The sequence below is a fragment of the Sinorhizobium chiapasense genome (genome assembly GCF_036488675.1).
Lineage (GTDB): Bacteria > Pseudomonadota > Alphaproteobacteria > Rhizobiales > Rhizobiaceae > Sinorhizobium > Sinorhizobium chiapasense.
Window position 1 is genome coordinate 690,627 of record NZ_CP133148.1, and the last position, 15,999, is coordinate 706,625.

Annotated in this window: 16 protein-coding genes; 14 read left to right on the forward strand and 2 right to left on the reverse strand. The window is 61.0% G+C overall.

Features of this window, described 5'->3' with window-relative positions:
* Positions 1–21 precede the first annotated feature (21 nt).
* Positions 22–840, forward strand: coding sequence for an enoyl-ACP reductase FabI (gene fabI / locus RB548_RS03180; RefSeq protein WP_331373606.1), 819 nt, complete (start codon positions 22–24; stop codon positions 838–840).
* A 52-nt stretch (positions 841–892) separates the two neighbouring features.
* The gene (locus RB548_RS03185; RefSeq protein ID WP_331373607.1) at positions 893–1,477 is read left to right on the forward strand and encodes a histidine phosphatase family protein; all 585 of its coding nucleotides are present in this window, start codon (positions 893–895) and stop codon (positions 1,475–1,477) included.
* A gap of 182 nt (positions 1,478–1,659) precedes the next feature.
* On the opposite strand, the gene RB548_RS03190 is transcribed toward RB548_RS03185, so the two are convergent.
* Complete coding sequence (locus RB548_RS03190) at positions 1,660–1,920, reverse strand: DUF1344 domain-containing protein (protein WP_136507224.1); 261 nt, start codon at positions 1,918–1,920, stop codon at positions 1,660–1,662.
* Positions 1,921–2,208: 288 nt separating this feature from the next.
* On the opposite strand from RB548_RS03190, the gene RB548_RS03195 reads away from it, so the two are divergent.
* From RB548_RS03195 to ribB, 3 genes are all read left to right on the forward strand, one after another.
* The gene (locus RB548_RS03195; protein WP_331373608.1) at positions 2,209–4,926 is read left to right on the forward strand and encodes a bifunctional diguanylate cyclase/phosphodiesterase; all 2,718 of its coding nucleotides are present in this window, start codon (positions 2,209–2,211) and stop codon (positions 4,924–4,926) included.
* Positions 4,927–5,045: 119 nt separating this feature from the next.
* On the forward strand, positions 5,046–6,143 hold the full coding sequence (gene aroC / locus RB548_RS03200) for a chorismate synthase (RefSeq protein WP_331373609.1): 1,098 nt from the start codon (positions 5,046–5,048) through the stop codon (positions 6,141–6,143).
* Positions 6,144–6,160: 17 nt separating this feature from the next.
* The gene (gene ribB / locus RB548_RS03205) at positions 6,161–7,261 is read left to right on the forward strand and encodes a 3,4-dihydroxy-2-butanone-4-phosphate synthase (RefSeq protein ID WP_331373610.1); all 1,101 of its coding nucleotides are present in this window, start codon (positions 6,161–6,163) and stop codon (positions 7,259–7,261) included.
* 73 nt (positions 7,262–7,334) lie between these two features.
* On the opposite strand, the gene RB548_RS03210 is transcribed toward ribB, so the two are convergent.
* Positions 7,335–7,865 (reverse strand): invasion associated locus B family protein, encoded by a 531-nt coding sequence (locus RB548_RS03210; RefSeq protein WP_331374870.1) that lies wholly within the window; start codon positions 7,863–7,865, stop codon positions 7,335–7,337.
* Positions 7,866–8,217: 352 nt separating this feature from the next.
* Here RB548_RS03210 and coxB point away from each other — a divergent pair, with 352 nt between their 5' ends.
* The 9 genes from coxB to ispH all read left to right on the forward strand — a co-directional run bounded on the left by coxB (position 8,218) and on the right by ispH (position 15,947).
* The gene (gene coxB / locus RB548_RS03215; protein ID WP_331373611.1) at positions 8,218–9,102 is read left to right on the forward strand and encodes a cytochrome c oxidase subunit II; all 885 of its coding nucleotides are present in this window, start codon (positions 8,218–8,220) and stop codon (positions 9,100–9,102) included.
* A 21-nt stretch (positions 9,103–9,123) separates the two neighbouring features.
* Positions 9,124–10,812, forward strand: coding sequence for a cytochrome c oxidase subunit I (gene ctaD / locus RB548_RS03220; RefSeq protein ID WP_331373612.1), 1,689 nt, complete (start codon positions 9,124–9,126; stop codon positions 10,810–10,812).
* Positions 10,813–10,910: 98 nt separating this feature from the next.
* Positions 10,911–11,867, forward strand: a complete 957-nt coding sequence (locus tag RB548_RS03225; protein ID WP_331373613.1) for a heme o synthase — start codon at positions 10,911–10,913, stop codon at positions 11,865–11,867.
* Complete coding sequence (locus tag RB548_RS03230; protein ID WP_331373614.1) at positions 11,867–12,007, forward strand: hypothetical protein; 141 nt, start codon at positions 11,867–11,869, stop codon at positions 12,005–12,007. The genes RB548_RS03225 and RB548_RS03230 overlap by 1 nt, the downstream gene beginning before the upstream one ends.
* Positions 12,008–12,018: 11 nt before the next feature.
* Positions 12,019–12,621 (forward strand): cytochrome c oxidase assembly protein, encoded by a 603-nt coding sequence (locus tag RB548_RS03235; RefSeq protein WP_331373615.1) that lies wholly within the window; start codon positions 12,019–12,021, stop codon positions 12,619–12,621.
* Positions 12,622–12,683: 62 nt separating this feature from the next.
* Complete coding sequence (locus RB548_RS03240) at positions 12,684–13,562, forward strand: cytochrome c oxidase subunit 3 (protein WP_331373616.1); 879 nt, start codon at positions 12,684–12,686, stop codon at positions 13,560–13,562.
* Positions 13,563–13,637: 75 nt separating this feature from the next.
* The gene (locus tag RB548_RS03245; RefSeq protein WP_331373617.1) at positions 13,638–14,021 is read left to right on the forward strand and encodes a DUF983 domain-containing protein; all 384 of its coding nucleotides are present in this window, start codon (positions 13,638–13,640) and stop codon (positions 14,019–14,021) included.
* On the forward strand, positions 14,014–14,784 hold the full coding sequence (locus RB548_RS03250) for an SURF1 family protein (protein ID WP_331373618.1): 771 nt from the start codon (positions 14,014–14,016) through the stop codon (positions 14,782–14,784). The genes RB548_RS03245 and RB548_RS03250 overlap by 8 nt, the downstream gene beginning before the upstream one ends.
* A 152-nt stretch (positions 14,785–14,936) precedes the next feature.
* Positions 14,937–15,947 (forward strand): 4-hydroxy-3-methylbut-2-enyl diphosphate reductase, encoded by a 1,011-nt coding sequence (gene ispH, locus RB548_RS03255; RefSeq protein ID WP_331373619.1) that lies wholly within the window; start codon positions 14,937–14,939, stop codon positions 15,945–15,947.
* Positions 15,948–15,999 lie beyond the last annotated feature (52 nt).

A 15,999-nucleotide genomic window follows, 5' to 3' on the forward strand; every position in this document is an offset into this window, starting at 1 on the left:
AGACAGTATTGGGGACATTCCATGGCTCAGGCATCGGGTCTGATGAACGGCAAGCGCGGCGTCATCATGGGCGTTGCAAACAACCGCTCGATCGCATGGGGCATCGCAAAGGCTTGCTCGGAAGCGGGTGCCGAAATCGCACTGACCTGGCAGGGAGACGCACTGAAGAAGCGTGTCGAACCGCTGGCGCAGGAACTTGGTGCCTTCATGGCGGGCCATTGCGATGTGACCGACCTTGCAACGATTGACGCCGTTTTCTCGACACTCGAAGAGAAGTGGGGCAAGATCGACTTCGTCGTGCATGCCATCGCCTTCTCCGACAAGGATGAACTGACAGGGCGCTACCTCGATACCAGCCGCGACAACTTCGCGCGCACGATGGATATTTCCGTCTACTCCTTCACGGCTGTCGCCGCACGTGCCGAGCGCGTCATGAACGACGGCGGCTCGATGCTGACGCTTACCTACTACGGCGCCGAGAAGGTGATGCCGCATTACAATGTCATGGGCGTTGCCAAGGCGGCGCTGGAGGCGAGCGTGCGATACCTTGCGGTCGATGTCGGCAACCGCGGTATCCGCGTCAACGCGATCTCGGCTGGCCCGATCAAGACGCTTGCCGCGTCCGGCATCGGCGATTTCCGCTATATCCTCAAGTGGAACGAGTACAATGCGCCGTTGAAGCGTACCGTCTCGATTGAGGAAGTCGGCAATTCGGCGCTCTATCTGCTCTCCGATCTGTCGAGCGGCGTCACTGGCGAAGTGCACCACGTCGATTCCGGCTATCATACGGTCGGCATGAAGGCTGTCGATGCACCGGACATTTCCGTTCTGAAGGACTGATTTCCCTTGTTGTTGCGACGGCGGTGGTGACAGCTCGCCCGGAGTGAACGCTGTGCTCGTCTACATGGTTCGGCATGGACAAACGGATTGGAATGCCGAGAGCCGTCTTCAGGGACAAAAGGACATTCCCCTCAACGAAACCGGTCGCCGGCAGGCGACCGGGAACGGCCTTGCACTGGCGGCGATCCTCGGGCGCAAAGGCAACAACTTCGATTTTGTCGCCAGCCCGCTCGGTCGCACACGCGAGACCATGGAGCGTCTCCGGTACGCCATGGGCCTCGATCCGCTTTCCTACCGCACTGATGACAGGCTGAAAGAGGTCTCCTTCGGCGACTGGGAAGGCTACACCCTGCCCGAATTGAAGCGCCAGGTACCCCAGCGCATCGCCGAAAGACGCGTTGCCAAATGGGATTTCATCCCGCCCGGCCAGGATGCGGAAAGCTACGAAATTCTGTCGTGGCGCGTGGGTGCCTGGTTAAAGGACGTGACGCAGCCGACGGTCTGCATCACGCATGGCGGCGTCATTCGCGTGCTGTTCAAGCTTCTCGGAGAAATGGGCGCGGACGAAGCGGCGGCTTCGGCCATTCCGCAGGACCGGCTGCTGAGGATCGCCGACGGGGCGATCGGCTGGGTCTAGAGCGCCGTGCGTTCAAGTGAACGCACAAAGGACGCTCTAGCACTTTGATTCTAGAGCATCTTATCCGCTTTCAGTGATTCCACTTGAAAGCGGGATGCTCTAGGCGGCCCGCCCCGATATCAAAGCAAGCGCGAAGCGCGTCTGTTAAGGCGCGCGACGCTGTCGTGCAGGCCCGATCACGGTTACTGCACGATTTCCAGGTCGTTGATGACCCGTTTGCCATCGACTTCGGTGTAGAAAACGAGAACCTTGACGCCTGCCTCGAGACCTTCGAAGTTGAACTCCTCGGGAGCCTGATAGCTCTTGCCGTCATCCAAAGACAGGCTCAGGCGCTCGGTGTCCACACTGGTGATCACCGCTTCCACGTCGGCGCTTTCAGCATGCGCGGAAAGCGGCGAAAGCAAACCTGCAGTGGCCATGAGTGCGGCAATGACAAATCGCATCCTTCTTGCCCTCCTCAATGATTCTGCGAATATTCTTGTCATCACGATTTGATCCCCGATTGTGGCAAAAGTTGCCTAATACCGTTGCTTTAGCGCAACTGTCGGCTGGTTTAAGACAGTGCGGCCGGTGATCGGAGAGTGGACGCCGTTGTGGGCAATTTCAAGCCGACGAGGCTGATCGGCTGCCCGGCGGACGGCCCTTGTCACCACGTTTTCCAATGAAATTTTCGCGAAAGTCTATCTTAAGACTCCAAGACTACCGTGCACTCGGGGATTGGGGAAAGACAATTGAAGATCATCGTCGCTCTGCGCCGCCGCATCCGTGCGATTGCCAACTTTGCGAAGCCGTCGCTCTTTCCGGCGGTGATTGCCGGCGCCGTCGTCTTCATCGGCGGCCATATCTATGAGCGCCAGAACCGCGAGAACTTTCGCAAAGACCTCAAGATCAATGTCGAAAACGAACTGAATCTGATCGCGGATCGCTTCCGCGCGGAATTCAACACCAATATCGCCGCGCTCAACGGGCTCGCCAATGGGATCGCCGTCCAGCAGCAGACGACGGAGAGCGAATTCAGCAAGCTCGCGTCGAAGCTGCTCCTCCAAAATCCTCAACTCGTTCGTGTCTCCGCGGCGCCGGCGGGCGTCGTCACGATGACTTTCTCGCAGGCGCGCCAACAATCCCACGTCGGCACGGATTTCGGCAGGTTCCGGGCAATGCGGGAGGCGCTCGACCGTGCAGCCTTGACGACAAGGCCCGTGGTCGTCGGACCAGTGCGCCTGCCAAGCAGCCGCAATGGCTTCGAAATCTTTGTGCCGGTCTCCTCCAATGTCGGGGGACGCACTGCGTTCTGGGGCTTCGTTGAGGCCGTCCTTGATGAAGAGGCGCTCTATCGGTCGGCGCGCCTCAACGAGGCAAGCATGGAGATGCGGGAGGCAGCCGGCCGCGACCGTCGGCACGTGCCTATTCATCTTGCCATTCGCGACGTTTCTGTCAGCGACAATGTTCTGGAACCGTTTCTCGACGAAACCGGGGTCTTCCAGAACTCGCCCGTCGTCCGCGAACTGTCTTTACCCGGTGGTGTATGGGAGTTGGCCGCTGCTCCCGTCGCCGGCTGGGCGCAGGAACCGGCAAACAGCGGTGAGATCAGGCTTGCGACCATCGCCGCGGTCGTGGTCGTGGTCGTGCCTATTTTTCTCGCCGGTGGTCTCGTCAATGAGCGGCAGCGCAACATCGCCAAGCTGAAGGCGCGGGAAGGCGAGGTGATGGCCTTGTCCCATCGTCTCAACCTGGCCCTGGATGCTTCGAAGATCGGAATCTGGGAGATCGACATTGCCACGCAGGAACGGTCCTGGGACGACCGGATGTTCCATCTGCATGGGCTTTTTCGCACCGGCCGAGATCCAACTCATGAGGAATGGCGTGCGACTGTGCACCCGGACGACATCGCCGCCGCCTCCATCGCCTTGTTCCGCAGCCTGGACGAAGGGCTTGAACATCGCTCGCAATACCGCATCGTGATGGCGGATGGCTCAATCCGCCACGTCCGCCATGTGGGCTCGGCGCATGAGGGAGCCGATGGCCGGGCGAAAATCACTGGTATCAGCTGGGATGTCACCGACGATGTGCTGATGACCGAGCAGCTTAGGGCCGCCAAGGCGACAGCCGATATGAAGAATGCCGAGCTCGCCGATGCGAAGGATCGCATCGAGCACAATGCCCTGCATGATCCGCTGACGGGACTCGGAAACCGGCGGATGCTCGACAAGGCGCTGGATCGGCTCTTCGCGGCGAATGCCGTAAAGTCCGACGGCATCGCCATCCTCCATATCGATCTCGACCGCTTCAAGCAGATCAACGACACGCTTGGACACGCGGCCGGTGACGCCATGCTCGTCCATGCTTCCGAGATTCTGCGCTCGAGCATCTCGCCAGATGACATCGTCGCCCGCATCGGCGGAGACGAATTCGTTGTGGTGATTCCCGGAGCGCCGGACGATAAAGCGTTGTCCGCGCTATGCGACCACATCATCGTCCAGATGCGTCAACCGGTCGACTATGACGGCTTTCCTTGTCGCTTCGGCGTCAGCATCGGCGTTGCAGTGGCGCATCGTCCCACCGCCGATGCGCGCAAGCTGCTCGTCAATGCCGACATCGCGCTCTATCGAGCCAAGGAAAGTGGACGTAACCGCTATCAGTTCTTCACGCAGGCGTTGGAGGCCGAGGTGGTGACCAACAAGCGCATCGCCGATGAGATCCTGGAAGGGATCGAACGCGACGAGTTCGTGCCGTGGTATCAGCCGCAGTTCGACGCCTCGACGCTCGCATTGTCCGGTGTCGAGGCGCTGATCCGTTGGCAGCATCCGCGTGTGGGAATCCTGACGCCGGACCGGTTCCTGAAGATTGCCGAGGAGTTGAACGTCACCGCGACGCTCGATCGGCTGGTTCTGCAAAAGGCTCTTGCCGACCGGATGCGCTGGGCCGCGGCCGGTCTCCAGGTGCCGAAGATTTCCGTGAACGTCTCTGCCAAGCGCCTGCAGGAAAAGGATCTGCTCGCCTCGCTCAAGGGGCTGAGTATCATGCCCGGCCAGATTTCGTTCGAACTGGTCGAGTCGATCTTCCTCGATGAAAGCGACGACATCGTCACAGCCAATATCGACGGTATCAAGAAGCTCGGCATCGACATCGAGATCGACGATTTCGGCACCGGGCATACCTCGATTGTCAGCCTTCTGAAGATCAAGCCGAAACGCTTGAAGATCGATCGCCAGCTGGTGGCGCCGGTGCTCGGCGCCCGAACAGAGCAGGCGCTCGTGCGCTCGATCATTGACATCGGCCGTTCGCTTGGCATCGAAACCGCCGCCGAAGGCGTGGAAACCATGGCGCATGCGGAAATGCTCGGCATTCTCGGCTGCGACCTTCTGCAGGGCTACGCCTTTTCCAAGCCGTTGAGCAGCGAACGCTTCATTGCCTTTGCCACAGACCGCGGATTCCGCCTCGCTTCCTGATCGAATTATCGACAAAGCCCGACGGTGCTGCAGAAAGTCTTTTCCCTTTGACGGCTTTCCACTAAGAGAAGGCGCGCGCGTCTGTTTTTGCGCGCGGTTGTCAACATTCGGTTGTCGTCATGTCGCACAATAGCTTCGGTCACCTCTTCCGCGTCACCACCTGGGGCGAAAGCCACGGGCCGGCGCTTGGCTGTGTTGTCGACGGATGCCCGCCCGGCATTCGCTTCACGCTCGCCGAAATCCAGGCCTGGCTCGACAAGCGCAAGCCCGGACAATCCCGCTTCGTGACCCAGCGCCGCGAGGACGACCTGGTCAAGATCCTCTCCGGCGTGATGTTCGACGAGGACGGCGAGACGATGATCTCGACCGGTACGCCGATCTCGATGATGATCGAGAACACCGACCAGCGCTCGAAGGACTATTCCGAGATCGCTAAGCGTTACCGCCCCGGTCACGCGGATTACACCTACGACGTCAAATACGGCATTCGCGATTATCGCGGCGGCGGACGCTCTTCGGCGCGCGAAACGGCTGCCCGCGTTGCAGCCGGCGGCATCGCCCGCAAAGTGGTGCCCGGCCTGGTCGTGCGTGGGGCGCTCGTCCAGATCGGCAAGCACAGGATTAATCGGGCCAACTGGGACTGGGCCGAGGTGAATAACAACCCGTTCTTCGCCCCTGATCCGGCGATCGTCCCCGTCTGGGAAGAATATCTCGATGGCATCCGCAAGGCCGGTTCGTCGATCGGTGCGGTCGTCGAGGTGGTTGCCGAGGGGGTGCCTGCGGGTATCGGCGCGCCGATCTACGGCAAGCTCGATCAGGACATTGCCGCAAACCTGATGTCGATCAACGCGGTCAAGGGCGTGGAGATCGGCAACGGTTTTGCCGCTGCCGAGATCAGTGGCGAGGAAAACGCCGACGAGATGCGCATCGGGCCCGGTGGCAAGCCGGTTTTCCTTTCCAACAATGCGGGCGGCATCCTGGGTGGTATCGCCACGGGTCATCCGGTCGTTGCACGCTTCGCGATCAAGCCGACGTCATCCATCCTGACCGAACGGCGCTCGATCGACAGCGATGGCAACGAGGTGGATGTGCGCACCAAGGGCCGCCACGATCCTTGCGTCGGGATCCGGGCCGTGCCGATCGGCGAGGCAATGCTCGCCTGCACGATCGCCGACCATTACCTGCGCGACCGGGGTCAGACCGGCCGGCTGAAGTAGTTTGCAGGAGAATCTTGATGTCCTATGACCAGAAGCGCGTCGTCGACGCCATTCGCGCCTTCGAGGCCGGCGAGATCGTCGTCGTCACCGATGACGGCGGCCGCGAGAACGAGGGCGACCTGATCGTCGCAGCCGTGCATTGCACGCCCGAAAAGATGGCCTTCATCGTCCGCCACACCTCAGGCATCGTCTGTGCGCCGATGCCGCGCGAGGAGGCAAAGCGCCTCAATCTGAATGCGATGGTGGCGGAGAACGATTCCGCCCATACGACCGCATTCACCGTTTCGGTCGATTTCAGGCACGGAACCACGACCGGTATTTCTGCCGACGACCGGACGCTGACCGTTCGCAACCTTGCCAATCCGAACATCGGACCGGCCGATTTCGTCCGCCCGGGCCATATCTTTCCGTTGGTGGCGCGCGAGGGCGGTGTGCTGATGCGTTCGGGCCATACCGAGGCGGCCGTGGACCTCTGCAAGCTCGCGAGCCTCCCGCCGGTCGGCGTCATCTGCGAGCTCGTCAACGACGACGGCACCGTGATGCGCGGCCCGCAGGTTGAGAGCTTCGCCGAGACTCACGGCCTCAAACAGGTCTCTGTCGCCGATCTGATCGCCTATCGCCAGCGCAAGGAAACGCTGATCGAGCAGGGCAATTGCTTCGAGATCGATACGCCTTACGGCAAGGCAAAGGGCCACACCTATTCGCTGCCTTGGGATCCGATGCAGCATCTTGCCGTCGTCTTCGGCGACATTCGCGACGGCGTCGACATCCCCGTTCGTCTGCACCTTGAGAATGTCGGCGCAGATGTCTTCGGCGGGGACCGTCAGATCGACGCGATCATGAAACGCATCGCCGGAGAGGGAAGGGGCGTCATCGTCTATCTGCGCGAGGGTTCTGTGGGCGTCGGTGTTTCGCAAACAGCGCGGAAGGGCAAGCATGATCGCGAAGCCCATTCGGAAGCCCAGGCGCGCGAAAGCGAATGGCTGGAAATCGGCCTCGGCGCGCAGATCCTCAGAGACCTCGGCATTACGTCGATCCGCCTCATTTCCTCGCGCGAGCGCCACTATGTCGGCCTCGAGGGTTTCGGCATCAAGATTGCCGCCACCGAGATACTGTAAGTAGCCGGCTTTGCGTCCCGCAAGAAAAAGCCGCGCTCGGAGCGCGGCTTTTGAATTTTCGGTGGCTGCCCAATCAGGGGAGGGCGTCGTAGCCCTCGCCGAAACCCTTGAGGTCGACCGGGATGCCGATACCTTCTTCTGGCGACTGGAAAACGATGAAGGTCGCGGTCGCGCCGGCGCGGAAGGTCTTCAGGAGTTCGTCCTCAAGCACCACTTCGGCATAGCATCCGTCGGAGAAGCAGCGCACGAAATAGGCGCGACCGATATCCTTGCCATCGACATTGAGACCAAGGCCGTTCGGCAGAAGCACGCCGAGCGGTGCGAGAACGCGCAGGATCTTCGCCTTGCGGTCGGCAGTTTTCAGGACGACGACCGAAAGCCCGACTTCCGGCCTGTCTTCCGCGATGACGTTCTGCATCAGCGCGCATTGCTCAGCCGAGGCGCCCGCCGGCTGATCGCAGACGATCGACCAGGCACCGTGGTTTGACTTCACCGTTCCTGGCGTTGCGCCGGATTGCTGGGCCATGCTTGCGGTGGGGAAGACGAAGGTGGCAATTCCGAGCGCGGCCAGAACCGGCAGCCGGGAGAAGAGGGACAGGCCCATGTAAACCTCAAAACGTCGAATCATCAGGGCTATTCTTGATGCGCGCGAAGATAAATGAAAAGCCCTGAGCGCTAGATTCCAGCGCCATATGGCGGAAATTGGGCCTCATTGGGAAAGCCCCGGATTGCAAAACGTAGACTGGCAGTCGCGCGGGTCACGACAGACCTAACCCAATTCGCAGACGGGCGCGAGGGGTCGCCTGTGAGAAAAGCCCCCTTTGTGCAAAAATGCCGCACGGGCTTGATTGGACAGATGTTGCGGCGCTGGTCAAACTGTGGTTTGAAGCGCTGCAGTATCGCAGGGATTCTGCGTTTCGGTTTGATCCTGATCAAGCGCATTGGGGAGACACATTGTGAAAAACAAGGCTTATGCAGTTCTGGCAGCGCTTGCCTGTCTGCTTTTTGCTTCGAGCGCCTTTGCTGACAAGCCTGTCGAATGGCAGACGCGTCTTCAGACGGCCGCGACGGGCATCATGGAAGAAATCACGTGGTTTGAACAATATACCCTGTGGTTCATCATTCCGATCACGTTGCTGGTCCTCCTCCTGCTGATTGTCGTCGTGGTCAAATTCCGAGAGGGTGCCAACCCGGTTCCTTCCAGGACCAGCCACAACACTCTGATCGAAGTCATCTGGACCGTCGGTCCGGTTATCGTTCTGCTTTTCCTTGCCATTCCGTCCTTCCAGCTTCTGACGGCGCAGCTGACGCCGCCGCAGAATCCGGACCTGACGGTCAAGGCGACCGGCAACCAGTGGTATTGGTCGTATGAATACGAGGTTGGTGAAAATCCGCTTTCGTTCGACAGTCTGCTGATGAAGGAAGAGGATCGCGCAAGCCTTGGCAAGGAAGACAAGAGCCAGTATCCGCGCCTTCTCGCCGTCGACAACGAAGTGGTCGTGCCCGTCGGCAAGACCGTACGCATGCTCGTGACGGCCGCGGACGTTATCCATGCCTTCGCCATGCCGGCTTTCGGCGTGAAGATCGACGCCGTCCCGGGCCGCCTCAACGAAACCTGGTTCAAGGCGGACCGTGAAGGCCTCTATTATGGCCAGTGTTCCGAGCTCTGCGGCAAGGATCACGCCTATATGCCGATCGCCATTCGCGTAGTCGCGCAGGATAAATACGACGCCTGGCTCGCTGCCGCCGCAACCAACCTCGGCGAAGCGAACAAGGCGCTCATGGCGTCCATCGACGGCGCGGCCAAGACCGTTGACGTCGCCGCAAGCGCCGCACAGTAATTCGGAAGGGGAGCTCGACCCATGGCTGGAACAGCCGTTCATCACGATCACCGGCATGATCACTCCGACCATGCCCATGCAGACCATGCGCACAAGCCGTTGAGCTTCTTCCAGCGCTGGTTCCTGTCGACCAACCACAAGGACATCGGTACGCTCTACCTGCTGTTCGCGATCGTCGCCGGTCTCATCGGCGGCACGTTGTCGGTATTCATGCGCGCCGAGTTGCAGGAGCCGGGCATCCAGATCTTCCATGGTCTGGCCCAGATGGTCTACGGCTTCGAAGGCGACGCTGCCATCGACGGCGGCAAGCACATGTTCAACGTGTTCACGACTGCGCACGCCCTGATCATGATCTTCTTCATGGTCATGCCGGCGCTGATCGGCGGCTTCGCCAACTGGATGGTGCCGATCATGATCGGCGCGCCGGACATGGCCTTCCCGCGCATGAACAACATCTCGTTCTGGCTGCTTGTGCCGGCGTTCCTGCTCGTCTTCCTTTCGATGTTCGTCGAAGGCCCGGCGGGTGCCTACGGCGCCGGCGGCGGCTGGACGATCTATCCGCCGTTCTCGACCTCCGGTATGCCCGGGCCGGCTATGGATCTCGCGATCCTCGGCCTTCACATCGCCGGCGCGTCGTCGATCCTCGGCGCGATCAACTTCATCACGACGATTCTCAACATGCGTGCTCCGGGCATGACGCTGCACAAGATGCCGCTCTTTGCCTGGTCGGTCCTGATCACAGCCTTCCTGCTCCTGCTCTCGCTGCCGGTGCTCGCAGGCGGCATCACCATGCTGCTCACCGACCGTAACTTCGGCACGGCCTTCTTTGCGCCGGAAGGCGGCGGTGACCCGATCCTGTTCCAGCACCTGTTCTGGTTCTTCGGTCATCCTGAGGTGTACATCCTGATTCTGCCGGGCTTCGGCATCGTCAGCCACATCGTCTCGACCTTCTCGCGCAAGCCGATCTTCGGTTACCTCGGCATGGCCTACGCCATGGTCGCGATTGGCGCGGTCGGCTTCATCGTGTGGGCGCACCACATGTACACGGTCGGCATGTCGCTCGACACGCAGCGTTACTTCGTCTTCGCAACGATGGTCATCGCGGTTCCGACCGGCGTGAAGATCTTCTCCTGGATCGCGACGATGTGGGGCGGCTCGATCCGCTTCACGACGCCGATGGTCTGGGCGATCGGCTTCATCTTCCTCTTTACCGTCGGCGGCGTCACGGGCGTTCAGCTCGCCAATGCCGGTCTCGATCGTGCGCTGCACGACACCTACTACGTGGTCGCTCACTTCCACTACGTTCTGTCGCTCGGCGCCGTCTTCGCGATCTTCGCTGCCTGGTACTACTGGTTCCCGAAGATGACCGGCTACATGTATTCGGAATTCGTCGGCAAGCTGCATTTCTGGGTCATGTTCATTGGCGTGAACCTGATCTTCTTCCCGCAGCACTTCCTTGGCCTTGCAGGCATGCCGCGCCGCTACATCGACTATCCGGATGCCTACGCCGGCTGGAACATGGTGTCGTCCTACGGCTCCTACATCGCTGCCGTCGGCGTGCTCATCTTCCTCTTCGGTGTCGCTGAAGCCTTTGCGCGCAAGCGCGTTGCGGGCGACAACCCGTGGGGTGAGGGTGCGAACACGCTCGAATGGCAGCTCTCGTCGCCGCCGCCGTTCCACCAGTGGGAACAGCTCCCGCGGATCAAGTGACGGGGAACGAACAGAAGCCGCCGGTTCCGGCGGCTTCACACCGCCGGCCTGCCGGCAGAATGCGGCTGCCATTGCCGCAGCAATTTCAAGGACGAGACATGACGCTCATCGACAATCACGAAGCAGTCGGCATGGAAGGCGCACCGCGCCTGTCCGAGGCCTCTGCGCGCGATTATTTTGAGCTCCTGAAGCCGCGCGTCATGTCTCTTGTCGTCTTTACCGCCTTCGCCGGGCTCGTCCTTGCGCCAGGACAAATTAATCCGTTTATCGGTTTCATCGCCATCCTGTGCATTGCCGTCGGCGCCGGTGCCTCCGGTGCGCTGAACATGTGGTACGACGCCGATATCGACGCCGTGATGAGCCGCACGGCCAAGCGTCCGATCCCCGCCGGCAAGATCCTGCCTGAGGAGGCACTCGCCTTCGGGCTGACGTTATCGGCGTTTTCCGTGATCATCCTCGGGCTCGCCGTCAATTGGCTCGCAGCCGGGTTGCTCGCCTTCACGATTTTCTTCTACGCCGTGATCTACACCATGTGGCTAAAGCGCTCGACGCCGCAGAACATCGTTATCGGGGGTGCCGCAGGAGCTTTCCCGCCGATGATCGGTTGGGCTTGTGTTACCGGCGGTGTGTCGATCGAAAGCATCGTGCTTTTTCTCATCACCTTCCTCTGGACACCGGCCCATTTCTGGGCGCTGGCCCTGTTCAAGATGCGTGAGTACGGCGCCGTCGGCGTGCCGATGATGCCCAATGTCTGCGGCGAGGCGACGACGAAAAAGCAGATCGTCATCTACGCCGTCTTGACCGCTCTCATTGGCATCTGTCCCACCTTCCTCGGCTTTGCCAGCCTTGGCTATGGGGCGTTCGCCACTGTCATGGGCGTGGGCTTCGTTTGGTATTCCATCGGAGTCCTGCGTATGCCGGAGGGAGACGAGAAAATGGTTCCGGCCAAGAAGCTCTTCGCCTTTTCGATTGCCTATCTTTTCGCGATCTTCTCGGCCCTGGTGGTCGACTACGTGATCGCGCAGATCTGGCTCAACGCCGGAGGTATCGCCTGATGGAAACCGTCAAACTCAGTGAGGCACAGCGCAAGTCGCGGCGCAGCCGCAACATCGCTCTTGGTCTCGCGCTCGCCGGCCTCGTTGCCCTTTTCTACGTCGTCACGCTGATAAAGTTCGGCAACGGCATGGTCCATTGAGAACGCCGCGCATGACCAACACCCCGCAACCGACCCGGAAAGAGCGCGCAAACGGCGTGATCGTCGGCACCTGCATTGCCTTCGTGGCAGGCATGGTGGGCATGGCCTATGCCGCAGTGCCGCTCTACGACATGTTCTGCCGGGTGACGGGCTATAACGGCACGACGCAGCGGGTCGAGCAGGCCTCGGACGTCATCCTCGACGAGAAGGTCAAGGTCACCTTCGACGCCAACACGTCGCGCCTGCCGTGGGAATTCAAGCCCGTCCAGCGCGACATCGACGTCAGGATCGGCGAGACCGTTCAGGTCAGCTATCGGGCGAAAAATCTGTCGTCGAAGCCGACGACCGGGCAGGCGACCTTCAACGTGACGCCGATGGCGGCAGGCGCCTATTTCAACAAGGTGCAATGCTTCTGCTTCACGGAAACAACGCTTCAGCCGGGCGAAGAGATGGAGATGCCGGTCGTCTTCTTCGTCGACCCGGAGATCGTCAAGACGGTCGAGACCAAGGGCATCAAGACACTTACGCTGTCCTACACCTTCTACCCCCGCGAGCCGTCCAAGCCGCTCGCGGAAGTGAAGGCTAAGACAGGGGAAGCTCAGAACAAACTTTGACAGAGGCCCCGTTTCGGATATGCCGGACGGGCGACAAGAGAGACATATCGGGGATTACTGACATGGCCGATGCGCATCAGAAGAATCACGACTACCACATCATAGACCCAAGCCCGTGGCCGCTGCTCGCCTCCATCGGCGCCTTCGTCATGGCTTTGGGCGGCGTTGGCTTCATGCGCTTCGTGGCCGGTGGTTCGTTCAAGCTGTTCGGAGCTGAGCTTGCCAATCCCTGGGTCTTCTTCATCGGCCTGGCGCTCGTGCTCTACACCATGTTCGGCTGGTGGTCGGACACGATCAAGGAAGCGCACGAGGGGCATCACACCCGCGTCGTATCGTTGCACCTGCGCTATGGCATGATCATGTTCATCGCCTCGGAGGTGATGTTCTTCGTAGCCTGGTTCTGGGCCTTCTTCGATGCGAGCCTCTTTGCGGGCGAAGCGATCCAGGCCGCGCGCACGACCTACACCGGCGGCGTCTGGCCGCCTAAGGGCATCGAGGTCCTCGACCCCTGGCACCTGCCGCTCTACAACACCGTCATTCTGCTGCTGTCCGGCACCACCGTTACCTGGGCACACCACGCGCTGCTGCACAATGACCGCAGGGGTCTGGTCCACGGCCTGACGCTGACGGTTCTGCTCGGCGTCCTGTTCTCCAGCGTACAGGCCTACGAATATGCGCACGCGCCGTTCGCCTTCCGGGACTCGATCTATGGCGCAACCTTCTTCATGGCGACCGGCTTCCACGGTTTCCACGTTCTGATCGGCACGATCTTCCTGCTGGTCTGCCTGTTGCGGGCGATACGTGGTGATTTTACCCCGAAGCAGCATTTCGGTCTCGAGGCGGCTGCCTGGTACTGGCACTTCGTCGACGTGGTCTGGCTGTTCCTCTTCTTCTCCATCTATATCTGGGGCAGCTGGGGTGCGCCGGTCGCCCACGGCTAATTGGCCGGCGAAGGTGCACTGAATTCGGGGCGGCCTGCGGAAATGCGGCCGCTCCTTGCATTTGGAGGTTGAGCAATGACTGACGACAAGGCGCTCTATCCGCCGGTCGATCCGATCTTGGCCGGCATCAAGGGGCACTGCCCGCGCTGCGGCCAAGGTCAGCTTTTCGACGGGTTCCTGAAACTGCGCCCGGCATGTAGCACTTGCGAACTCGACTATCGCTTCGCCGATTCCGGCGACGGACCTGTTGTCTTCGTCATCCTGATCGTCGGCTTCGTCGTCGTCGGCGCGGCGCTGTGGATGGAGGTCAACATCAACCCGCCTCTGTGGCTGCATTTCCTGCTCTGGATACCGCTCGCAACGGTCCTCAGCCTTGCTCTGACGCGGATGCTGAAGGGCGTCCTGATCAATCTGCAATACCGCAACAGCGCGCGTCCGGGTGAGATCGATCGTGGTTGAGGAGCGCAAGCCGGCAGGGCGCGGCCGCCTCGGCAAGTTCGCCGGCTTTTTCCTTGTGATTGCGGCCCTTGGCGTGCTTGTGTCGCTCGGCACATGGCAGATGCAGCGGCTTCAGTGGAAGGAGGCACTGCTGACCGCGATCGCCGACCGGCGTACCGCGCCGCCGGTCTCGCTCGAGGAAATCGAGGCGATGGCTGCCGCGGGTGACGACATCGACTACCGCACTGTCCAGGTGTCGGGCACTTACGATCACGGCAAGGAGCGCCATTTCTTCGCCACCCATGAAGGCCGTACCGGCTACTATGTCTTCACGCCGCTGATACTCGGGGATGGCCGCGCCCTTTTCGTCAACCGCGGCTTCGTGCCCTTCGAGAAGAAGGACGCATCGACTCGTCCCGAAGGGCAGGTCGCCGGAACGGTGACCGTGAACGGGCTTGCCCGCCCGAGACTTTTGGAAAAGCCTTCCTCTCTCGTACCCGACAACGACATCGCCAAGAACATTTTCTACTGGAAGGACCTCGACGCGATGGCGGGCGCGGCCCGCATTCCGACCGATCGGGTGGTTTCTTTCTTCGTGGACGCGGATGCCTCAGCAAATCCCGGCGGCCTGCCGATTGGCGGCGTCACGCAATTCGACCTGCCGAACAACCACTTGCAATATGCTCTCACATGGTACGGCCTTGCGGTCGCACTGGTGGCTGTGAGTGGCGTTTACTTGTATCGCCGCAGGCGGCAACTTACTGAGGCGGCTTCGGACGTCTGATCCGGGGTCAGTCATGTGATCCAAACCCGGCACGGCATTTGCCCGGGTGATGGTGTTCTTCCTTGTGTGCTTTGCCGTTGCCGCTATATATGGCGCATGGCCGGGTTAGCCCGGCTATGTTCGCCCTTGTTTGTTTTACCGTTCAGTGACTCATGGCCTCAACCGCGGCAGCAAAATCTCCGGTTACCATTCGCCTCTGCGGCCCGCGCGGCTTCTGCGCCGGCGTTGATCGGGCGATCCAGATCGTCGTTTTGGCGTTGAAGGAGTTCGGCGCGCCGGTCTACGTCCGCCACGAGATCGTTCACAACCGATATGTCGTCGAGGGGCTTGAGGCCAAGGGTGCGATCTTCGTCGAGGAGCTGGACGAGATACCGCCCGAGCATCGCAAGCAGCCGGTCGTCTTTTCGGCGCATGGCGTTCCAAAGTCCGTGCCGGCGGATGCGGATGCGCGCAATCTCTTCTATCTCGACGCCACCTGTCCGCTGGTGTCGAAGGTGCACAAGCAGGCGATGCGCCACCATCGGCTGGGACGCCATGTCGTGCTGATCGGCCATGCCGGACACCCCGAGGTCATCGGCACGATGGGGCAATTGCCGGAGGGCGCCGTGTCGCTTGTCGAGACTGTCGAAGACGCGGACGTCTACATGCCGCCGGACCCCGATAATCTCGGATTCGTCACCCAGACGACGTTGTCGGTCGACGACACCGCCGGTGTCATCAAGCGTCTGCACGAACGCTTCCCGAATCTGACTGCGCCGGCGGCCGATTCGATCTGCTACGCGACCACGAACCGCCAGGAAGCGGTAAAGCAGGCGGCGCCCGGATGCGACCTGTTCCTGATCGTCGGCGCGCCGAATTCATCCAATTCCAAGCGCCTCGTCGAAGTGGCGCTGAGGGCTGGGGCAAAGAAATCAATTCTGGTCCAGCGCGCGTCGGAGATCGACTGGGAAGCGATCGGGGACATCTCTACGGTCGGCCTGTCGGCCGGCGCGTCTGCGCCGGAAGTCATCGTCAACGAAATCATCGAGGCGTTCCGCGAACGTTACGATGCGGCGGTAGAGCTTGCCGATACGGTTGAGGAAAACGAGAACTTCCTCGTCAACCGGGAGATCCGCCATGTCGAATTGACCGCTGCCGACATGGCCTTCGTCAACGGCGAATAAAATCGGCGCGGTCTCCCGCCCGCGGCCTGCTCCAAATACTCGACTTGCGTTT